Genomic DNA, 16320 nt, shown 5'->3' on the forward strand with positions numbered 1-16320 from the left:
TTTGAATTTTCCGAGTATACCCCCGGGTGGTATACCTCACACGCGGCGGGGTGACCAACTGTGCGCACCGATCTCATGTTGACCGGGTACCCCCCTGGGGTATACCGTGGATGTATCCCCTGGAAGTACGTCCCGACGGTTGCTTCGATTGCCGGGGAACGAAAGGAATCGCGAATACTATGTCGACGTCGAATAAGAACGACCTTGGTCTTACTGACTCTTCGTGCACGTGCGGGTCGCACGATCACAAATCCGAGCGCACCGCAGAACCTACCGGCATGACCACCACTTTCCAGGTATCGGGAATGACCTGCTCTCACTGTGTGAAGAGCGTGACGGCCGAAGTGGGCCAGGTCGCCGGAGCCGAAGCCGTGGACGTTGACCTTGTTCCGGGCGGCGTCCCCGTGGTCACCGTCTCCAGCTCCAGACCCCTCGATCCCGCCGCTGTGGCCGCCGCCATCGATGAGGCAGGCTATGAACTGGTCACGGCGACACGATGAGTGGAGAGCAGGTCGACCTTCTCGTCGGCGGCATGACCTGCGCCTCCTGCGCGGCGCGAATTGAAAAAAAACTCAACCGGATGCCCGGGGTCGAGGCATCGGTGAACTACGCCACCGAGAAGGCCAGTGTCCTCATCCCTGACGGCACGACGGTTGAGGATGCCATCGCGGTGATTGAGGAGACCGGATACACGGCCGCACGTCCGAAACCGCCTGAGGCGCCGACACTCGATGTGCCCACGGACCAAGACCGCGAAGTGGCCAGCCTGCGCCAGCGGCTGATCCTGTCCGCCGTGCTCGCCACCCCCGTGCTCCTGCTCTCGATGATCCCCCCGCTGCAATTCACCAATTGGCAATGGCTGGCTCTCACCCTTGCCGCCCCGGTCGCCGTCTGGGGAGCATGGCCGTTCCATCGCGCTGCCTGGGTGAATTTGCGCCACGGTGCTGCGACTATGGACACCCTGATCAGTATCGGAGTGCTCGCCGCACTCGGCTGGTCGCTATACGCTCTCTTCCTGGGGATGGCTGGAGTCCCGGGCATGACCATGGCCTTCAGCTTTACCGCCACCCCGGGAAGCGGTGCCGATGAAATCTACCTGGAGGTCGCATCCGCCGTCACGGTGTTCATCCTGGCCGGCCGTTACTTCGAGGCCCGTGCGAAGAAACAGTCTGGTGCCGCGCTGAAGGCGCTGCTCGAACTCGGGGCGAAAGAGACGACCCTTCTGCGGGATGGTGTCGAGACCACCGTCCCCACCGCGTCGCTGGTCGTCGGCGACCAGTTCGTCGTCCGTCCCGGCGAGAAGATCGCCACGGATGGAACCGTTGTAGAAGGTAACTCGGCGATCGACGTCAGCATGCTCACCGGCGAGTCCGTTCCGGTCGAGGTCGGGCCCGGCGCAGCCGTGGTCGGCGCCACCTTGAACTCGGGTGGTCGCCTGGTCGTGCGGGCCACCCGCGTTGGCGCGGACACGCAGCTCGCCCAGCTAGGCCGCTTGGTCGAACAGGCGCAGACCGGTAAGGCCGAGGTACAGCGCCTCGCCGACCGGGTCTCAGCGATCTTCGTCCCGATCGTGATCGGGTTGTCGCTGGCCACCCTTGTGGTCTGGCTGCTGCTCGGAGCAGGGACCGTCGTCGCATTCACCGCGGCCGTGGCAACGCTCATCATCGCGTGCCCGTGCGCGCTCGGCTTGGCGACCCCGACCGCTCTGCTCGTGGGCACCGGGCGTGGTGCGCAGTTGGGCATCCTGATCAAGGGACCCCAGATTCTCGAATCAACCCACCGGGTAGACACCATCGTGCTCGACAAGACCGGCACGGTCACGACCGGCCGGATGACGCTCGTGGCCGCCGTTCCCGTCGCTGGTGGAGACGAGCAGCTCCTGCTTCACCTCGCCGGAGCCGCGGAAACGGGTTCCGAACATCCCATCGCCCAGGCGATTGTGTCTGGTGCCCGGGAACGCGCCGGCGAACTACCGTCACCTGAGTCCTTCGCGTCGACGGACGGTCTCGGCGTTCAAGCCCTGGTCGGCGGTCGGGTCGTTCTCGTGGGACGTCCGCGCTGGCTGACGGAACAGTGGACTATCCCGCTTCCGTCAGAGCTCGAGACGGTGCTGGCCGCCTTCGAGGCACAGGGTCGAACCGCGGTCGCCGTCGCCTGGGACGGCCAGGCCAGGGGTATCCTCGCCGTCTCTGACGTCGTCAAAGACACCAGCGCTGCCGCGATCGCGGAGTTCCGTCGCCTGGGTCTGCAGCCGGTGCTTCTCACCGGCGACAACGAGGCCGTCGCGGCCTTCGTTGCGGCTGAGGTCGGTATCAGCGACGTTCGTGCCGGTGTGCTGCCGGCCGAGAAAGCGCAGATCATCCGGGAGCTGCAGAGCGAGGGTCGCGTTGTTGCCATGGTCGGCGACGGCGTGAACGACGCTGTGGCACTGGCCACCGCGGACCTGGGCATTGCGATGGGGACGGGAACGGATGTCGCCATCGAGGCCAGCGATCTGACCCTGGTCAGAAGCGACCTCATCGCGGCAGCTGATGCGATCCGACTCTCCCGGCGCACCCTGTCGACCATCAAGGCCAACTTGTTCTGGGCCTTCGCCTACAACGTGGCGGCGATCCCGCTGGCCATGCTGGGCTTGCTCAACCCGTTGATCGCCGGCGCGGCCATGGCACTGTCATCTGTTTTCGTGGTGAGCAACAGCCTCCGGCTGCGCGGCTTTCGCGGACTCAACGTGGCGGGTGCCCCGATACCTACCGGAACGCTCACCGCACATCCTGCCACCATCGGGTGACCTGCGAGATCGCATCCACAGGTCGAGCAGTGTGAAAGTCGATACTGTCGAGGGGTATGCGCGGGAACCAACCGCGACAGGAACGGGACCGGAGGCGACATGAAGCTGGATAGCACAGCACACGTGGTTCCCCGCACGAGGCCTGTCCTCCTGTCTGGTTTGGTGGCGTTGGTCGCCATGGCCGGACTCCTGTTCGGTGTGCTGGCCATGAACTCCACGCATGCCAGTCACGAGACGGGTGGGACCGCGGTTGCATCTGACCCCACCGCGCAGGTCGGTGTCTCCCCCGTTGTCACGGCGGGCGCTGTCTCGGCGGTTTCCGTCATCGCACACACCGGTCTTGGAGTCGTGGATCGTTCCGATTGCATGTTGGACTGTGCGATCCTAGCGATGACCTGCACCATCCTGCTGGTGCTCGCTTCGCTGATCCTGCTGGCTCGGTTACCGTCAACGTACCGCAGGCTGTTCGACGCGGGCGGGCACATCGCTCGGCTCTCTCACCGCCTCGTCCTGGATATTCACAGGCCGAATCTGACCATTCTTTCCATCAGTCGCATTTAGACCGAACCGCCGCCGACGCGCCCTCATGGACGCGTGGCCTCCTCGCGCCCGCCGGCGCCTCGGTTTCTCAAGTCTGACTAATGAATGGAAAAACAATGCTCAAATCACGTAAGTACCTTCTGACGGGGGCGGCCCTTGCCGCCGTGCTCACGCTCAGCGCCTGCACCAACGGGACAACCCCCGACAGTTCGTCCGGGTCGTCCAGCACCTCCACTGCGTCCGCTTCTTTCGGGTCGGCTGATGTGACTTTCGCACAGATGATGATCCCCCACCACGAGCAAGCTGTCGAGATGAGCGAGGACATCCTCGCCAAGGACGAGGTCGACGTGCGCATCACCGACCTCGCCACGCAGATCAAAGCCGCTCAAGAACCGGAAATAGAGCAACTCAGAGACTGGCTCGCCGAGTGGGGCACCGATGAGACCAGCACCGGCGGCATGGATGGGATGTCGGGGATGGGTGACGGTTCCGACGGAATGATGTCCGACGACGACATGATGGCCCTCGAAAATGCGTCGGGCCCGCAGGCCGGCGAGCTATACCTGGAACAGATGATCGTCCACCATCAGGGCGCGATCATGATGGCGGAGCTGGAACTGGATGAAGGTCGAAACGAGGACGCCAAGGCCATGGCGTCGAACATCGTCACGAGCCAGACCGATGAGATCGATGTCATGAAGGACATCCTCTCCACCCCGTAGGACCCCTCACCTTTCCCGGCGGTAAAGCCTATCGAGACCCGTCGCCGTTTGCGGGCGGCAGAAAAACACCAGCGTCATCGGCAGCCCCGCAGGCTGGCACGCAAATCGCGCCGACAACAGTCCGACCGACCGGCTCCGCCACCAGTGCGGCGGCGATTGTTCGGCGTCGTGGCGATGGCCTTCGTCGCGCTTTTCGCCGTCAGTGTCTCGCTCCCCGCTCTCGCTCGCAAAACCCGGCCCGGCCGCGGCGAATCCACAGAGCCAACTGGCCGCTGACGCGCCCCAGGTCGTGCCCATCAACGAAGCAGACACCGTCAGCGTCTGCGCGACGTTTTCACCGTGGGACGAGTGCAGAAGCCGTAGCCAGGCGCCTATAACCAAAGGTCGGGCAGCTATGTCAAGGACGTGGCTTCGCCAGTTCAGCGGCCGTTCACAGTCGGGGTCTTCATCACGACGGACTGCGGTCCGCGCGTGCCGTCCTGCGACCGCTGCTCGAGCTTCAACAAGGGCCTGGACATGAATCCCGGCGTGAACACTCCCAGCCAGGCAGTCGCGGACGGCATCGTGAAGGACGTCTCGGCAACCGACGCCAGCGGACTCGGCGTGTGCGCCATCATCGAGCACATGATCGACGGCCGCCTGGTCTCGCGATGGTGGCAGTGGGCGTTGCCACCCTGGGGGCTGGAAAATGATGCTACCGATGCCCTCCGGGCGCGGCGGCGGAACGAGCATCGGCTCGGTGTACGGACTCGGAGTGTTCTCCGGTGCCGCCAGCGCGTGCTGCGCCCCAGTCCTCGCCGATGTGGCGGCGCTCTCCGGTGCCGCTTCGTCTTTCCCGGCCGCCGCCGCAGTGGGCGTCGCCTACGTATTCGGGATGGTCGCGCCCCTGTGCGCCTTGGCGTTGGCGTGGGACAGAAAAAACTGGGGAGCAAGTCGCCTGCTCGCGGCCACGACCATTCCGATCGGGCCCGGGGCCCGGTGGCGGTTGCCCGTGGGAACAGTGCTCTCAAGCGGGTTGATGATCGCCATTGGCGTGCTCACCGTCGTCCTCGCGGTGCAGGGACCGGGCATGGCACCGGACGGGTGGCAGGTTGAACTTGCCGCAGCACTGGGGCACTGGGCCGCCGTCATCCAGCAGTTTCTGGCCTTCATTCCAGGGTGAATCTCGACGCTCGCCGTCTTCGCCGCTCTCGGCGCTTTGGTCTGGACGGCGCTCCGCAGCCGAAAGCACGCAGCCACGCCGACTGCCTCCGGCAACCGACCCGACCAGGCGCATACGCGCGCCCAGACAGAGGAGTCACAGTAATGGCATCACGGAAGAAAGGCCGTCCGGGCATACGCCCGCAGTCACGCGCCAGGAGCACCGGGTTGCGCCGGGCAACGATGGTCGTGGGCATCTTGGCGGTTGCGGCAGCCATCCTGGTAGTCATGGAAAGCACTTGGAACGGGACCCCCACGGCTGTGGAAAACACCGCCTCCATCAATTACGCCGTGGGTGCTCCCGGCCCGGGCGCGGAAGCCCCCGACTTTTCTCTCGCTTCCACGGCCGGGGGGACGGTCAATCTCAGCGACTACCGTGGCGAGTCCGTTCTGCTCTTTTTCCATGAGGGGATCGGGTGTCAGCCGTGCTGCGACCAAATCCGCGGTCTGGACGCCGCCCAGACCGAGCTGCAGTCTGTCGGCGTCGATCAGCTCCTCACCATCACCAGCGGGCCGGTGGACCTGATCGCCCAGAAAATGGCCGACGACAAACTGACGGCGGACGCTTTGGCCGACACCCGTCTGGATGTCTCCCTGACTAACCAGACCAACAAGGACGGAATGATGGGTGAATCCCGCAACGGACACAGCTTCATCCTGGTTGGGCCGACGGGGGAAATTGAGTGGCGCGCCGACTACGGCGGCCCGCCTAACTACACCATGTACGTGCCGGTAGACGAGATCCTCACCCAGATGCAGGCTCTCCGGACCGACGCCTGATGCGAATCACCGTACTGACGCAAGCCTCGTGCCACGCCTGCGATCAAGCCAAGCTGGTAGTGTCCCGACTCTCCGCGGACTACTCCTTTCAGGTCGAGGCGATCGGCCTGGACACCGATGAAGGCCGGGCTCTGGCCGCTCGGAACGGCATCATCTTTGCCCCCGGCATCCTGATCGACGACGTCATGTTCAGCTACGGGAGGCTATCGGAGAAGAAGCTGCGGCTCCAGCTGTCCCGCCCCGACGTAGCTGCCCAGGGGCAGCCGGGCTCGAACGGCAGCTCACAGAACGTTGCCGTACACCACAATGCACATCAGCAATAGAGAGGACCGTCCAAATGGAACACCCGAACACAGAGGACAGAGCACATCGGCAGGCGATCGTTGCGGCCGCACGAGCACAGCTGAAGCGGGACGAGCGGCGTCGGAGCTTCTGGATCTACGGCTTGGGCACCGTCGTCGCAATCACCCTTGTGGCGACCGTTGTCTCCATCTTCATCGTCAACCAGAAAGACCAGGACGCGGCGAGATCGGCAGCAGACAAGCCAATCAGTGGCGTGGAGAGTTCTGATGGATTGAGCCGCGACCACGTGGTCAACGAGGTTGCGTTTCCGACGCTTCCCCCCGTCGGCGGAGATCATTCGGCCGAGCTGACAAACTGCGGCGTGTACACGAAGCCGGTAGACACCTGGCGGGCCGTGCACTCGCTCGAGCATGGCGCGGTGTGGGTCACCTACCGATCCGATCTGCCGCAAGAGCAGATCGACACTCTGACGGCTGATGCCGAGTCGAACCCATACGAACTCTTGAGCCCGTATCCCGACCTCCCCGCCCCGATTGTCGCCAGCGCCTGGGGAAAACAACTGCAACTGGACAACGTGGATGACCCCCGCCTGCAGTTGTTCCTGCAGACCTACCTACAGGGCCCACAGACACCCGAACCCGGCGCACCCTGCTCTGGTGGCGTCCAGGGCTGATCGGCACGGGATCCCGCGGGCGCAGCAGGGACCGTACGTTACTATGGAAGGTAGTTGATTAGGGGTTTTCGTTTCCATTAGAGCGTAGAAGGGAACAACCCATGGTGCGCCCACTCGGCACGCTGGAACAGCACGTCATGGATCGCATCTGGTCCTGGGGGCGCCCGGTCGCCGTTCGCGAGGTGCTGGAGGATCTCCAACGCGAGCGCACACTCGCCTACACAACGGTAATGACAGTTATGGACAACCTGCGCCGCAAAGGCTTTCTGACTCGGGAGAAGGACGGCCGTGCGTATCTTTACCGACCTGCGCAGACTCGTGAGCAGCACACTGCCGCGTTCATGGGGGAAGTCCTTGCCGGAGGAGCTGACACTTCGGTGACATTTTTGCACTTCCTCGACCATATTCCGCCAGAGGAAGTCGCCAGCCTCCGTCTTGCCCTTGACGAGCACCTTCAGGGTCGCACAAGCACCACGCCATGATTGCTCCAGCCGTTTTGGCGGTCCTCGCCGTGATTCTGGCCGTCCTGGGGCCGACCCTATTGCGCCGGATGTCGTGGCTCGAGCGGTCTCCCCGGATCGGGATCACTGCGTGGCAAACGCTGAGCGTCTCAATTGTTTTGGCGGTGCTGCTTGCCGGTTCGAGCCTGGCCATCCCCGCGATTCCCTGGACCATCAACCTCGCCGACTGGATCCGTACCTGCGCGATGGCCCTCCTCGCGCAATACTCCACGCCAGGCGGTGCCGTGGTCAGCGCCACCGGCGCTGCCGCCGCAAGTGCCATCCTCGTCCGGGTCGCCTATTGCCTGGCCGCGGACCGGGCAATCGCAGCCCGTAACAGGAAAGTACAACTGGACGCCCTGGCCCTCATTGCGCGACCCCACCTCCGATACGACGCTCTCGTCGTCGACCATCCGGCCGCCGCCGCGTACTGCCTACCAGGCAGGGTCCGTCAGGTCGTCTTGACCAGTGCCGCCCTGTCGGCGTTGGATCACAATCAGCTCCTCGCCGTTCTGGCCCACGAACGGGCCCACCTGCGGGGACGTCACGACCTCATCCTCGCGGCGGCCGACGCGCTACAGCATGCATTCCCCCGTGTCCCAGCATTTCGAACCGCACGCAGAGAACTGGGCCGGCTCGTCGAGATGCTCGCCGATGACAGTGCGGCCCGTCATAGTGACCGGACCACAGTCGCCACCGCCTTGGTGCGCCTGGCTGAACACGGGCTGACCCCCGCGGCGGCCCTCGGTGCTGGCGGAGAATCAGCTCCCAGCCGAGTTAGGAGACTTATTTCACCGACTCGGCCCCTCGGCGCCGGGAAGACAATCGTCGCTGCTTTGGCTATGGGATTGTTGATCGCATTGCCCTTGTTCCTCGCCATCGCCCCCGCATCCGCAGCGGGAACAATGGACCCGTGCCCGGAGGACGAGCAGTCCTTGACGATGTGATCGACGCTGCGCATTCCCCCGGAAGCCCGGATCTCACACTGCAACCGCACTGACGGCCATCGAACAGGTGTTGAGGCTGAATAAGAACCTCAATTCGGCAGATGCAGCGTGTCCACCTCCGCGCGCAGTGTGGTCAACTCCATTTCATCGGCCGCCGACAGCGACTTCGGCGCATCAGCTGTCGTCTTCCCTCGCATCATGAACCACATCATCAAGCCCATAGCCGCTGGGCAGGCCAGGAGGGCCAGACCATAGAGCGCCGTACTCACCGTGACGCCTCCGGGCTTTTATTGCCAGCCTCCGACGAAGCGTCGCCAGCCGGGTGATGGGCCATCATCTGCTCGTGCATTTTCGCCATGCCGGGTGCACCGGCCGTCATGTCAGCCGTGTCGGACATCCCGGCCATCATCTGTTCGTGCATTTTCACCAGGCCAGGTGCTCTGTGCATCGCGGCCATGTGTCCGCGGGCGCTATCCTCGGCCTGACCCGCCGGGGCCGGAGGGCTGCTGCCCTCGGCCGCGTAGGCCGGAGCGACGGTGCCTGCTGCAAGCAACGCTCCAGCGGCCAGGGAGATGATCCAGATTCGTGAGCGCATGAGCGCCTCCTTCTTTGTCTACTATCTTTCATAGTAGTAGCCGAAGTTGGCTCCCGTCGCAGTGAACCGCGGTCACACAGGAAAGCCCCTGTCAGGAGTCGTTGTTACTTTGCTTCAATGACGCCCATCATCCCGTTGTCCTCGTGATCGAGGATGTGGCAGTGATAGACAGTCCGTCCGGCGAAGTCGTCGAAGGCGATGCGGACCTTCACTCGTCCCCCTGCCGGAACATTGATAACGTCTTGCCGAACCACCAACTCGACCGCCCTGCCATTTTCCTCAACGAGCTGCATTGGCCAAACGTGCAGGTGCAGGGGGTGGTCCATCTGGCTGGTGTTTGTCAGGGTCCATTCTTCGATGCTGTCGGCCTGAACCGTGGTGTCTGTTCTGTCCGCATCGAACACCTCTTTATTAATGGTGAAACTCATCATCGAGCCGCCCCTCATCCCGCCCATTCCCATCCCGAACGTGAGCTCGCGACGCGCCGTCACGGGCCGCGAACGAAGATCTGGGGGCACGGCCTGCTCGGGGACTGCGGACAGGGCGGTCATCGCATCACCGGACACCGTTAGTGTCGCCACTGAAAAGCCGCGAGGGTTGCTCTGAGCGTCCTGCCCGCTGGGTCCAGCGCCGCCGCCCATCATCCCGCCCATCATTCCGTTCGGGCCGCCGCGGTCGTAGGGCAGCGTCTGGAAGATGGATGTTCCTGAGACAGCGGTAACCAGGAGGTCCGCTCGGTTGCCGGGTAACAGCACTACCTCATCGACGTCGCCGGGGGTCTGGAACCGTCCCGAGTCGATGCCGAGGAGTTGTAGCTCCTGCCCGTCGAGACGCAGCCGCAGGTACCGGGACACACAGGCGTTGACGATGCGCCAACGTTCGCGTTCCCCCGGACGGGCGGTCATGACCGGATTCACCTGCCCGTTGACCAGAACGAGTTGTCCTTCCCGTCCCGCCATCTGTTCCATCGGCGTGACGGGAGGGATGCGGCCCAGGCTGTCCAGTGTGATGTCTGAGATGACGAGCACGCGCTCTCGCGTTGCCCTGATGGGCGTGGGGTCCTCGACAATGATGGCCCCGTAAAGGCCGCCGAAGACCTGATCGGCGACGAACCCGTGGTGGTGCGGGTGATACCAGTACACTCCCGGCGGGTGATCAGGCGGCAGCTGATATTCGTAGTCGAAGGACTCTCCGGCCTTCACGGTCACGAACATGTTGTCGCCGTTGTCCGACGGAGAAACATGCAATCCGTGCACGTGCAGGTTGCTCGGATCGTTGAGGCCGTTGTGCAGGCTCACATTGAGCGTGTCGCCCGCCTGAACGCGTAGGGTAGGCCCCGGCACGCCCCCGTTATAGCTCAGCACGGTGGCACCGCGACCGGAAATCTTCACGTCCCCCGGTGCAGCATCCAGGCGTACCTTGAGGCGGCCATCGGCGCTACGCAGCTCGGGAGGCTGAACCAGTGGATCCCCGGAGGGCGCCCCAAAGCCTGAGCTGGTGGCCGAAGGCGATGCTGTCTGCTGGCTCCAGAGAAGTCCCGCTCCCCCGGCAACCGTGCTCGCCAGCCCGAGGCCACCGAGCGTGAGAGCGCTTCGACGGCTGAGAGGCTTCACCACTTATCCTCGCCCAAGACTGCGCGCTGTTCGCGGTACTGCTCTGCGGTCAGCTCACCCCTGGCGAAACGTTCATCCAGTATCTGGCGCGCGCGGCCTAGCCCAACCTCTCCCCCCTGTTTCCGCCCGACACTACGATCGCCAGAAAACAGCCGAACCATGAGCACGACCAGCAACGAGATACCGACAATTGTCAGCAGCCCGAAGAGCCAGTACAGCCCCATACTTCCTCCATAGCCCCACATCATGATCCGACTCCTTCGACTCATATTTCGAGAATAGACACTGCCGCAAGCATACCCCTTGGGGTATTTTGGACAATCAAACGGCGTGCACCACTCCCCCTTTTCAGGCGGTGCATCCTCCCGGAAGGGGTAGTCGTTCAGTGCGCCTCAAGCCGTCACGGCGAGCAGCGAACGACAAGTGAGCCGTGAGCCGGTAGAAGCATTCCGGAATACTATCTATCCTAGTAGCGTTGCCTGATTAACGCCCCAGAGGCCCTACGACAGCCTCCCACCGACGAGGTGGATCGCCCCGATCGTATACCCCCCATGGGTATAAGGTGAGAGTGTTCGACACGGAGATTGTCGCTGTGAGGCCGATTCTTCAGAATGGAAGATTCACATGACTCAGGAAGCCGAAACTACTGTCCTCGAAGTGCAGGGCGTTCAATGGGCATCCTCGCGAGCGATCGTTGAGTCGGTGCTCGCCCGCCGCCCCGGCGTGTTGAGCGTTGATGCGAATCCGGTAGCGCAAACCGCGAGCGTGACCTTCGATCCCAGGCAGACCTCCGTCACTGATCTGGCGGCATGGGTCCGGGAATGCGGTTACCACTGCGCTGGACGCTCCGTGCCCGATCACATCTGCGATCCGGTGGCGTCATCCGTCACCGACCACACCGAACATGAAATGAAGACCGGACAACCGCCTCGAACCATGCAGGAGACCATGGGGCATGGTGGCGCGCACGGCGACATGTCCATGGCCGGCATGATCCTGGACATGCGCAACCGGTTCATGGTGGCGGTGATCCTGTCGGTTCCGATCACCCTGTGGTCGCCGATCGGCCGCGACGTTTTCGGTTTCGCGGTTCCTGCCCCGTTCGGGCTGCGGAATGACGTTTTCGCGTTGATCCTGTCTCTGCCGGTCATATTCTATTCGGCTTGGATCTTTTTCGATGGGGCCTTCCGGGCGCTGCGGGCTCGAACCCTGGACATGATGGTTCTGGTAGCCGTCGGTGTCGGAGCGGGCTGGCTCTATAGCCTGTCTGTCACCCTTACCGGTGGTGGGGAAGTTTTCTACGAGGCTGCGACCGTTCTGACCAGCTTCGTCCTCCTGGGCCACTGGTTTGAAATGCGTGCCAGGGGCGGCGCAAACGACGCCATCCGCACGCTGCTCGAGTTGGCACCGTCGATGGCATTCGTCATCCGCGACGGGGAACCGGTTGAGGTCCCGACCGCGGAGGTTGTCCCGGGCGACCTCCTCCTGGTTCGGCCCGGAGCAAAAGTTCCAACTGACGCCGTCGTAGAAGACGGTGAGTCCGACATCGACGAATCCATGGTCACCGGGGAGAGCCTTCCCGTCGCCAAGAGCATCGGATCCAACGTGATCGGCGCCACAGTGAACACCACCGGAACCCTTCGCGTGCGGGCGACCAAAGTCGGCGCCGATACCGCACTCGCGCAGATCGTGGCCCTGGTTCAGGAAGCACAGAACTCCAAGGCCCCCGGACAACGGCTAGCCGACCGCGCGGCCTTCTGGCTTGTGCTCGTGGCCCTGATCGGAGGTAGTGTCACCCTGGGTGCGTGGCTCTTGGCCGGCGCGAGCCTTCCTACCGCGATCCTCTTTGCGATCACCGTCGTCGTCATCACCTGCCCGGATGCGTTGGGCCTGGCGACACCGACCGCCATCATGGTCGGCACCGGCCTGGGCGCCAAACGCGGTGTCCTCTTTAAAACTGCGACCGCGTTGGAGACTTCGGCTCGAATCGACACGGTCGTCCTGGACAAGACGGGAACTCTGACCCGGGGCGAACCAGAGGTGACGGACTTCATTGCTGTTGGGATGGATGAGGTCGAGTTATTGGCCCTTGTCGCTGCAGTGGAACGGGAGTCCGAGCATCCGCTCGCCGCAGCCGTCGTCAGTTACGCCGTCGGGCGCGGCGCGACTGCGTTGGAAGCATCTGCGTTCCGCAATGTTCCGGGACATGGTGCCGGCGCCACAGTCGCAGGACGCCAGGTGTTCGTCGGCAACCGCAAACTCATGGTCGCCCAGGGCATCGATATTGATCCGGTGTCCGCCCAGCGTCAGACGTTGGCCGCGACCGGACGGACGGCGGTCCTCGTCGCCGTCGACGGGAAGGCCGCTGGGGTCATCGCCTTGGCCGACGCCGTTCGAGAGACCGCGGCGGCCGCCGTTGTCGCTCTTCACGAAGCGGGAATCGAGGTCGTCATGCTCACTGGCGACAATGAGGCGACCGCGCAGCGGATCGCATCCATGCTCCAGATCGATGTTGTGATCGCCGAGGTGCTCCCGGAAGACAAGGCCGCGAAAATCAAGGAGCTGCAGGCGTCCGGCAAGCGAGTCGCGATGGTCGGCGACGGAGTCAACGACGCTCCGGCCTTGGCACAGGCGGACCTGGGCATCGCCATCGGGGCGGGGACGGACGTCGCCATCGACACGGCGGACGTAGTCCTGATGCGGTCAGACCCCCTCGACGTCCCCATCGCCCTGCGCATCGGGAAAGGCACCGTGCGCAAAATGCGCCAAAACCTCGGCTGGGCGGTCGGCTACAACGCGATCGCGCTCCCCATTGCCGCCGGCGTTTTCTTTCCGACGTTCGGCATCCGGCTCAGTCCGGAAATCGCCGCCATCTCCATGTCCGGCTCCAGCGTCATCGTCGCGGTCAACGCGCTGCTGCTCAAGCGGCTGCGCCTCCCGCGACAGCCCGAGAGCACGACGGCCACCACATCGGCTGACGGAGCAGGGAATGACGTCGGAGTTTCAGCCTGATCTGGCGCCGGCCCGCAGGGGTACCACGACCGCGAATCTGGCTCCCTGCCCTGTCCCTCCCGACGAGGCCGTCACGTCCCCGCCGTGCGCACGCGCTATTTCCCGGGCGATCGTGAGACCGATCCCTGATCCGGCGGAGCGGCGGGCCTGTCCGGGCACACGGTAGAACCGCTCGAAAACACGGTCTGTGTCCTCCTCGGCCAGGCCCACTCCCGTGTCGATCACGACGACCTCACCACGGCCGTCGGCGCCGTGCGTCGTGATCGTGACCGCACCGCCCGCCGGGGTGGCGAGCAGGGCGTTGCCGAAAAGGTTGGTCAGAACCTGGGTGATCCGGTCCGGGTCCACGTGCACGGGCAGCGGCGTGGCGACGTTGAGTGTCAACGTCACGCCCGAATCTTCGAATTGCGGAGCGAGCCGGTTGGCCGTGCGGCGAGCAAGATCGGCCAGGTCGGCATCGACTGGATGCAGGTCGAGCCGCTGTTCTTGAGCGCGCGACAGGCTGGACAGGTCATCGGAGAGGCGATGCAGGCGGCGCAGTTCCTCGCTGAGGGAGGCGAATGTGTCGGGGCTGGCGGTGAACACGCCATCGATCAGCCCCTCGACGTAGCCGTCCAGAACGGTCAGTGGGGTTCGCATTTCATGCGCAACCTCCCCGAGCAGCCGGGTTCGCCGTGACTCGGTATCGGCCAGGGCCTGGGCCAGCGTGTTGACGTCTGTGGCCAGCGCTGCGAGTTCCGGCTCGGAGGGGACGGGGACCCTGCCTCCGTATTTTCCGGCAGCGATCAGTTTGGTCGCGGCCCGCACAGCGTTGAGGGGGCGAAGTAGGCGCCCCGTGACTGCCGCGGCGACGAAACCTGCGGCGATGACGCTGGCCAGTACCCCGACGATCAGCGAGGTCGTGAGCGCGGATAGGAAGGCGGAGCGCACGCTGGTCGCGTCCATGGCCCCCATCGACATTCCGGTGCCCTCACTGTCCATCATCATCCCCAGCCGGTCTTCGAACAGTCGAGGAGCGAGCAGCGAGATCGTCAGATAAGCCACCATGCCGCCGACCACGGCAATAGCGGCATAGGAGATGAACAGGCGCAGCGAGAGGCGCATCTTCATCTGGGCCCGGCCACAAACTTGTAGCCCACGCCCCGCACCGTGGCGATCAGGTGTGGATCGCCGGCATCGTCGCCGAGTCGTGCGCGCAAACTGCGGATGTGAACATCGACGACCCGTTCGTCGCCGTAGAAATCGTAGCCCCAGACTTTTTTAAGCAGTTGTGCCCGGGAAAACACCCGCCCGGGCTCGGTTGCGAGTGCGGTGAGAAGATCAAACTCCAGGCTCGACAACCCCACGGAGACTCCATTCGCCTCAACCTCTCGGTGGGCGGGTTTGATGGACAAGCCATCGAAGCGAAGCAGGGCGTCTCTGTCGGTTCGCTCATCCCGATTGTCACGACGGAGCATTGCCTTCACTCGAGCCGTCACCTCGCGCGGGCTGAATGGCTTGGTCACATAGTCATCCGCACCCACACCGAGCCCCACGAGCTTGTCGACCTCCTCCGCCCTGGCCGTGACGAGGATCACGTACGCGTCGCTGAAGCCTCGCAACTGCCGGAGCACCTCCAGCCCGTCGATCCCCGGCAGCATTACATCCAGCAGCACGAGAGCGGGAGGGTCCTTATGGAGTACCGCAAGCGCCTCGGCGCCGTCCGCGGCCTCCGCTACGTCATAACCTTCCGCTTCCAGGTAGCCGCGCAGGACCGTCCTGATCTGCGCCTCGTCGTCGACAACCAGGACCTTCTGCATCGCTCACCCCTTTTCTTCTGATTATCGCCGTCCGGCGGCACGGACTCTGCACTGCGCCCCAGGGACTCGGCGAGGGAGTACCAACTCAGGCCTTACCTCTCGAGCACCTGCAACCGTTCTCGGTATTCCGTTTCATTCAATTCACCCTTCGCGAAGCGATCATCGAGTATTTGACGCGCTGGACTGCGCTCGCCTTGTCCGCGGCTCAGCGGAGTAGTCCCGCGGAACCCTCCGCGTTCAGTTTCGTCAGCAAAAGCCCGCACAACCCAGACAACAAGGAGGATGACTGCGACGAGCATGAGCAGCCCTACCGGCCATCCCCACGTCATGTTGTATCCGTTTCCCCACATCATTTCTTCTGCTCCTTCAGTTTCTGTTTATTTTCGTACATCCAGGCAGCCCGTGGACCGCTCCGCCTGTTCAGGAGACGGTCAGGTCCGCGCCATTCCCAAGCCCATCCCTACGCCCATCCCTGCGCCCGAGTGCATACCGACTCCCGAACCCATGCCCATCCCCTCACCTGGGGTGTGGGTCGCGCTCAGCATCGGGTCAATGCGGCTCCTCATCTGTTCTACGGCTGCCTCCCCGTCATCAGATGACAGAGTGGTGTTGGAGTCGAGAGTGGTCCTCTGCTGCGAGAGAATTACGTCTTTGAGCCCAGAAACCGATTTTCCCTGGGCTTCAGCGACATCCGCGAGGGACCCACCCGACTGGACCCGGTCCTGCAGCTCCGTCCGACTCAAGCCGAGGTAGCTCGCGATCGCGACCATGGGCGAACTCTGCCCGAATGTCATGCCGGCCAAGTGGCCTGACCGGTGCTCGCCAACTGACGACGAGGTCGTCGATGG

At 63.9% G+C, this 16320-nt stretch carries 19 protein-coding genes; 11 read left to right on the forward strand and 8 right to left on the reverse strand.

Annotated elements, in window-relative coordinates:
- The first annotated feature begins 278 nt into the window (after positions 1 to 278).
- The 4 genes from E3N86_RS13855 (at position 279) to E3N86_RS13870 (ending at position 4050) form a co-directional block, all read left to right on the forward strand.
- Positions 279 to 500 carry a heavy-metal-associated domain-containing protein gene (locus E3N86_RS13855; protein ID WP_174843023.1) on the forward strand — a complete coding sequence of 74 codons (222 nt, stop codon included), beginning with the start codon at positions 279 to 281 and terminating at the stop codon, positions 498 to 500.
- Positions 497 to 2788 (forward strand): cation-translocating P-type ATPase, encoded by a 2292-nt coding sequence (locus tag E3N86_RS13860; RefSeq protein WP_134419952.1) that lies wholly within the window; start codon positions 497 to 499, stop codon positions 2786 to 2788. Before E3N86_RS13855 ends, E3N86_RS13860 begins: the two co-directional genes overlap by 4 nt.
- Before the next feature lie 99 nt (positions 2789 to 2887).
- A complete protein-coding gene (locus E3N86_RS13865) occupies positions 2888 to 3349 on the forward strand; it encodes a hypothetical protein (RefSeq protein ID WP_134512163.1) in 462 nt (153 codons plus the stop codon).
- Between the two features lie 95 nt (positions 3350 to 3444).
- Complete coding sequence (locus tag E3N86_RS13870) at positions 3445 to 4050, forward strand: DUF305 domain-containing protein (RefSeq protein ID WP_198411399.1); 606 nt, start codon at positions 3445 to 3447, stop codon at positions 4048 to 4050.
- A 419-nt stretch (positions 4051 to 4469) separates the two neighbouring features.
- Here E3N86_RS13870 and E3N86_RS13875 read toward each other — a convergent pair whose 3' ends face one another.
- Positions 4470 to 4667, reverse strand: a complete 198-nt coding sequence (locus tag E3N86_RS13875; protein ID WP_134371662.1) for a hypothetical protein — start codon at positions 4665 to 4667, stop codon at positions 4470 to 4472.
- Between the two features lie 71 nt (positions 4668 to 4738).
- Here E3N86_RS13875 and E3N86_RS13880 point away from each other — a divergent pair, with 71 nt between their 5' ends.
- From E3N86_RS13880 to E3N86_RS13905, 6 genes are all read left to right on the forward strand, one after another.
- A complete protein-coding gene (locus E3N86_RS13880; protein WP_206751013.1) occupies positions 4739 to 5212 on the forward strand; it encodes a hypothetical protein in 474 nt (157 codons plus the stop codon).
- Between the two features lie 143 nt (positions 5213 to 5355).
- Entirely contained in the window at positions 5356 to 6030 is a 675-nt protein-coding gene (locus tag E3N86_RS13885) for a redoxin domain-containing protein (RefSeq protein ID WP_134512164.1), read from the forward strand.
- Positions 6030 to 6353 carry a thioredoxin family protein gene (locus E3N86_RS13890; protein WP_134400726.1) on the forward strand — a complete coding sequence of 108 codons (324 nt, stop codon included), beginning with the start codon at positions 6030 to 6032 and terminating at the stop codon, positions 6351 to 6353. The genes E3N86_RS13885 and E3N86_RS13890 overlap by 1 nt, the downstream gene beginning before the upstream one ends.
- 14 nt (positions 6354 to 6367) lie before the next feature.
- Positions 6368 to 7006 (forward strand): DUF3105 domain-containing protein, encoded by a 639-nt coding sequence (locus E3N86_RS13895; RefSeq protein WP_134512165.1) that lies wholly within the window; start codon positions 6368 to 6370, stop codon positions 7004 to 7006.
- Positions 7007 to 7107: 101 nt separating this feature from the next.
- Positions 7108 to 7488, forward strand: a complete 381-nt coding sequence (locus E3N86_RS13900) for a BlaI/MecI/CopY family transcriptional regulator (protein ID WP_134419940.1) — start codon at positions 7108 to 7110, stop codon at positions 7486 to 7488.
- Entirely contained in the window at positions 7485 to 8453 is a 969-nt protein-coding gene (locus E3N86_RS13905; protein ID WP_134512166.1) for a M56 family metallopeptidase, read from the forward strand. Before E3N86_RS13900 ends, E3N86_RS13905 begins: the two co-directional genes overlap by 4 nt.
- Positions 8454 to 8542: 89 nt before the next feature.
- Here E3N86_RS13905 and E3N86_RS13910 read toward each other — a convergent pair whose 3' ends face one another.
- The 4 genes from E3N86_RS13910 to E3N86_RS13925 form a co-directional block, all read right to left on the reverse strand.
- A complete protein-coding gene (locus E3N86_RS13910) occupies positions 8543 to 8722 on the reverse strand; it encodes a hypothetical protein (RefSeq protein ID WP_134371670.1) in 180 nt (59 codons plus the stop codon).
- Positions 8719 to 9048, reverse strand: a complete 330-nt coding sequence (locus tag E3N86_RS13915) for a hypothetical protein (protein ID WP_134512167.1) — start codon at positions 9046 to 9048, stop codon at positions 8719 to 8721. The genes E3N86_RS13910 and E3N86_RS13915 overlap by 4 nt, the downstream gene beginning before the upstream one ends.
- Positions 9049 to 9152: 104 nt before the next feature.
- Positions 9153 to 10661: a multicopper oxidase family protein gene (locus E3N86_RS13920; RefSeq protein WP_134512168.1), complete on the reverse strand. Its 1509-nt coding sequence runs from the start codon at positions 10659 to 10661 to the stop codon at positions 9153 to 9155.
- Positions 10658 to 10909 (reverse strand): SHOCT domain-containing protein, encoded by a 252-nt coding sequence (locus tag E3N86_RS13925; protein WP_104102923.1) that lies wholly within the window; start codon positions 10907 to 10909, stop codon positions 10658 to 10660. Before E3N86_RS13925 ends, E3N86_RS13920 begins: the two co-directional genes overlap by 4 nt.
- A 376-nt stretch (positions 10910 to 11285) precedes the next feature.
- On the opposite strand from E3N86_RS13925, the gene E3N86_RS13930 reads away from it, so the two are divergent.
- Positions 11286 to 13673, forward strand: a complete 2388-nt coding sequence (locus E3N86_RS13930; RefSeq protein WP_134512169.1) for a cation-translocating P-type ATPase — start codon at positions 11286 to 11288, stop codon at positions 13671 to 13673.
- Here the strand turns inward: E3N86_RS13930 and E3N86_RS13935 are convergent.
- The 3 genes from E3N86_RS13935 to E3N86_RS13950 form a co-directional block, all read right to left on the reverse strand.
- Positions 13665 to 14783 (reverse strand): cell wall metabolism sensor histidine kinase WalK, encoded by a 1119-nt coding sequence (locus tag E3N86_RS13935; RefSeq protein WP_104102917.1) that lies wholly within the window; start codon positions 14781 to 14783, stop codon positions 13665 to 13667. The two genes, E3N86_RS13930 and E3N86_RS13935, sit on opposite strands and share 9 nt — an antisense overlap.
- Entirely contained in the window at positions 14780 to 15472 is a 693-nt protein-coding gene (locus E3N86_RS13940; protein WP_104102914.1) for a response regulator, read from the reverse strand. The genes E3N86_RS13935 and E3N86_RS13940 overlap by 4 nt, the downstream gene beginning before the upstream one ends.
- A 431-nt stretch (positions 15473 to 15903) precedes the next feature.
- Positions 15904 to 16242: a hypothetical protein gene (locus E3N86_RS13950; protein ID WP_134371678.1), complete on the reverse strand. Its 339-nt coding sequence runs from the start codon at positions 16240 to 16242 to the stop codon at positions 15904 to 15906.
- Positions 16243 to 16320: the final 78 nt, after the last annotated feature.

The sequence above is a fragment of the Cryobacterium sp. Hz7 genome (assembly GCF_004402815.1).
Lineage (GTDB): Bacteria > Actinomycetota > Actinomycetes > Actinomycetales > Microbacteriaceae > Cryobacterium > Cryobacterium sandaracinum.

Coding starts and splice junctions, on each gene's coding strand:
- E3N86_RS13855 (WP_174843023.1), top strand. CDS start 279: ATGACCACCACTTTCCAGGTATCGGGAATGACCTGCTCTCACTGTGTG.
- E3N86_RS13860 (WP_134419952.1), top strand. CDS start 497: ATGAGTGGAGAGCAGGTCGACCTTCTCGTCGGCGGCATGACCTGCGCC.
- E3N86_RS13865 (WP_134512163.1), top strand. CDS start 2,888: ATGAAGCTGGATAGCACAGCACACGTGGTTCCCCGCACGAGGCCTGTC.
- E3N86_RS13870 (WP_198411399.1), top strand. CDS start 3,445: ATGCTCAAATCACGTAAGTACCTTCTGACGGGGGCGGCCCTTGCCGCC.
- E3N86_RS13875 (WP_134371662.1), bottom strand. CDS start 4,667: ATGATGGCGCACACGCCGAGTCCGCTGGCGTCGGTTGCCGAGACGTCC.
- E3N86_RS13880 (WP_206751013.1), top strand. CDS start 4,739: ATGATGCTACCGATGCCCTCCGGGCGCGGCGGCGGAACGAGCATCGGC.
- E3N86_RS13885 (WP_134512164.1), top strand. CDS start 5,356: ATGGCATCACGGAAGAAAGGCCGTCCGGGCATACGCCCGCAGTCACGC.
- E3N86_RS13890 (WP_134400726.1), top strand. CDS start 6,030: ATGCGAATCACCGTACTGACGCAAGCCTCGTGCCACGCCTGCGATCAA.
- E3N86_RS13895 (WP_134512165.1), top strand. CDS start 6,368: ATGGAACACCCGAACACAGAGGACAGAGCACATCGGCAGGCGATCGTT.
- E3N86_RS13900 (WP_134419940.1), top strand. CDS start 7,108: ATGGTGCGCCCACTCGGCACGCTGGAACAGCACGTCATGGATCGCATC.
- E3N86_RS13905 (WP_134512166.1), top strand. CDS start 7,485: ATGATTGCTCCAGCCGTTTTGGCGGTCCTCGCCGTGATTCTGGCCGTC.
- E3N86_RS13915 (WP_134512167.1), bottom strand. CDS start 9,048: ATGCGCTCACGAATCTGGATCATCTCCCTGGCCGCTGGAGCGTTGCTT.
- E3N86_RS13925 (WP_104102923.1), bottom strand. CDS start 10,909: ATGATGTGGGGCTATGGAGGAAGTATGGGGCTGTACTGGCTCTTCGGG.
- E3N86_RS13930 (WP_134512169.1), top strand. CDS start 11,286: ATGACTCAGGAAGCCGAAACTACTGTCCTCGAAGTGCAGGGCGTTCAA.
- E3N86_RS13935 (WP_104102917.1), bottom strand. CDS start 14,783: ATGAAGATGCGCCTCTCGCTGCGCCTGTTCATCTCCTATGCCGCTATT.
- E3N86_RS13940 (WP_104102914.1), bottom strand. CDS start 15,472: ATGCAGAAGGTCCTGGTTGTCGACGACGAGGCGCAGATCAGGACGGTC.
- E3N86_RS13950 (WP_134371678.1), bottom strand. CDS start 16,242: ATGGTCGCGATCGCGAGCTACCTCGGCTTGAGTCGGACGGAGCTGCAG.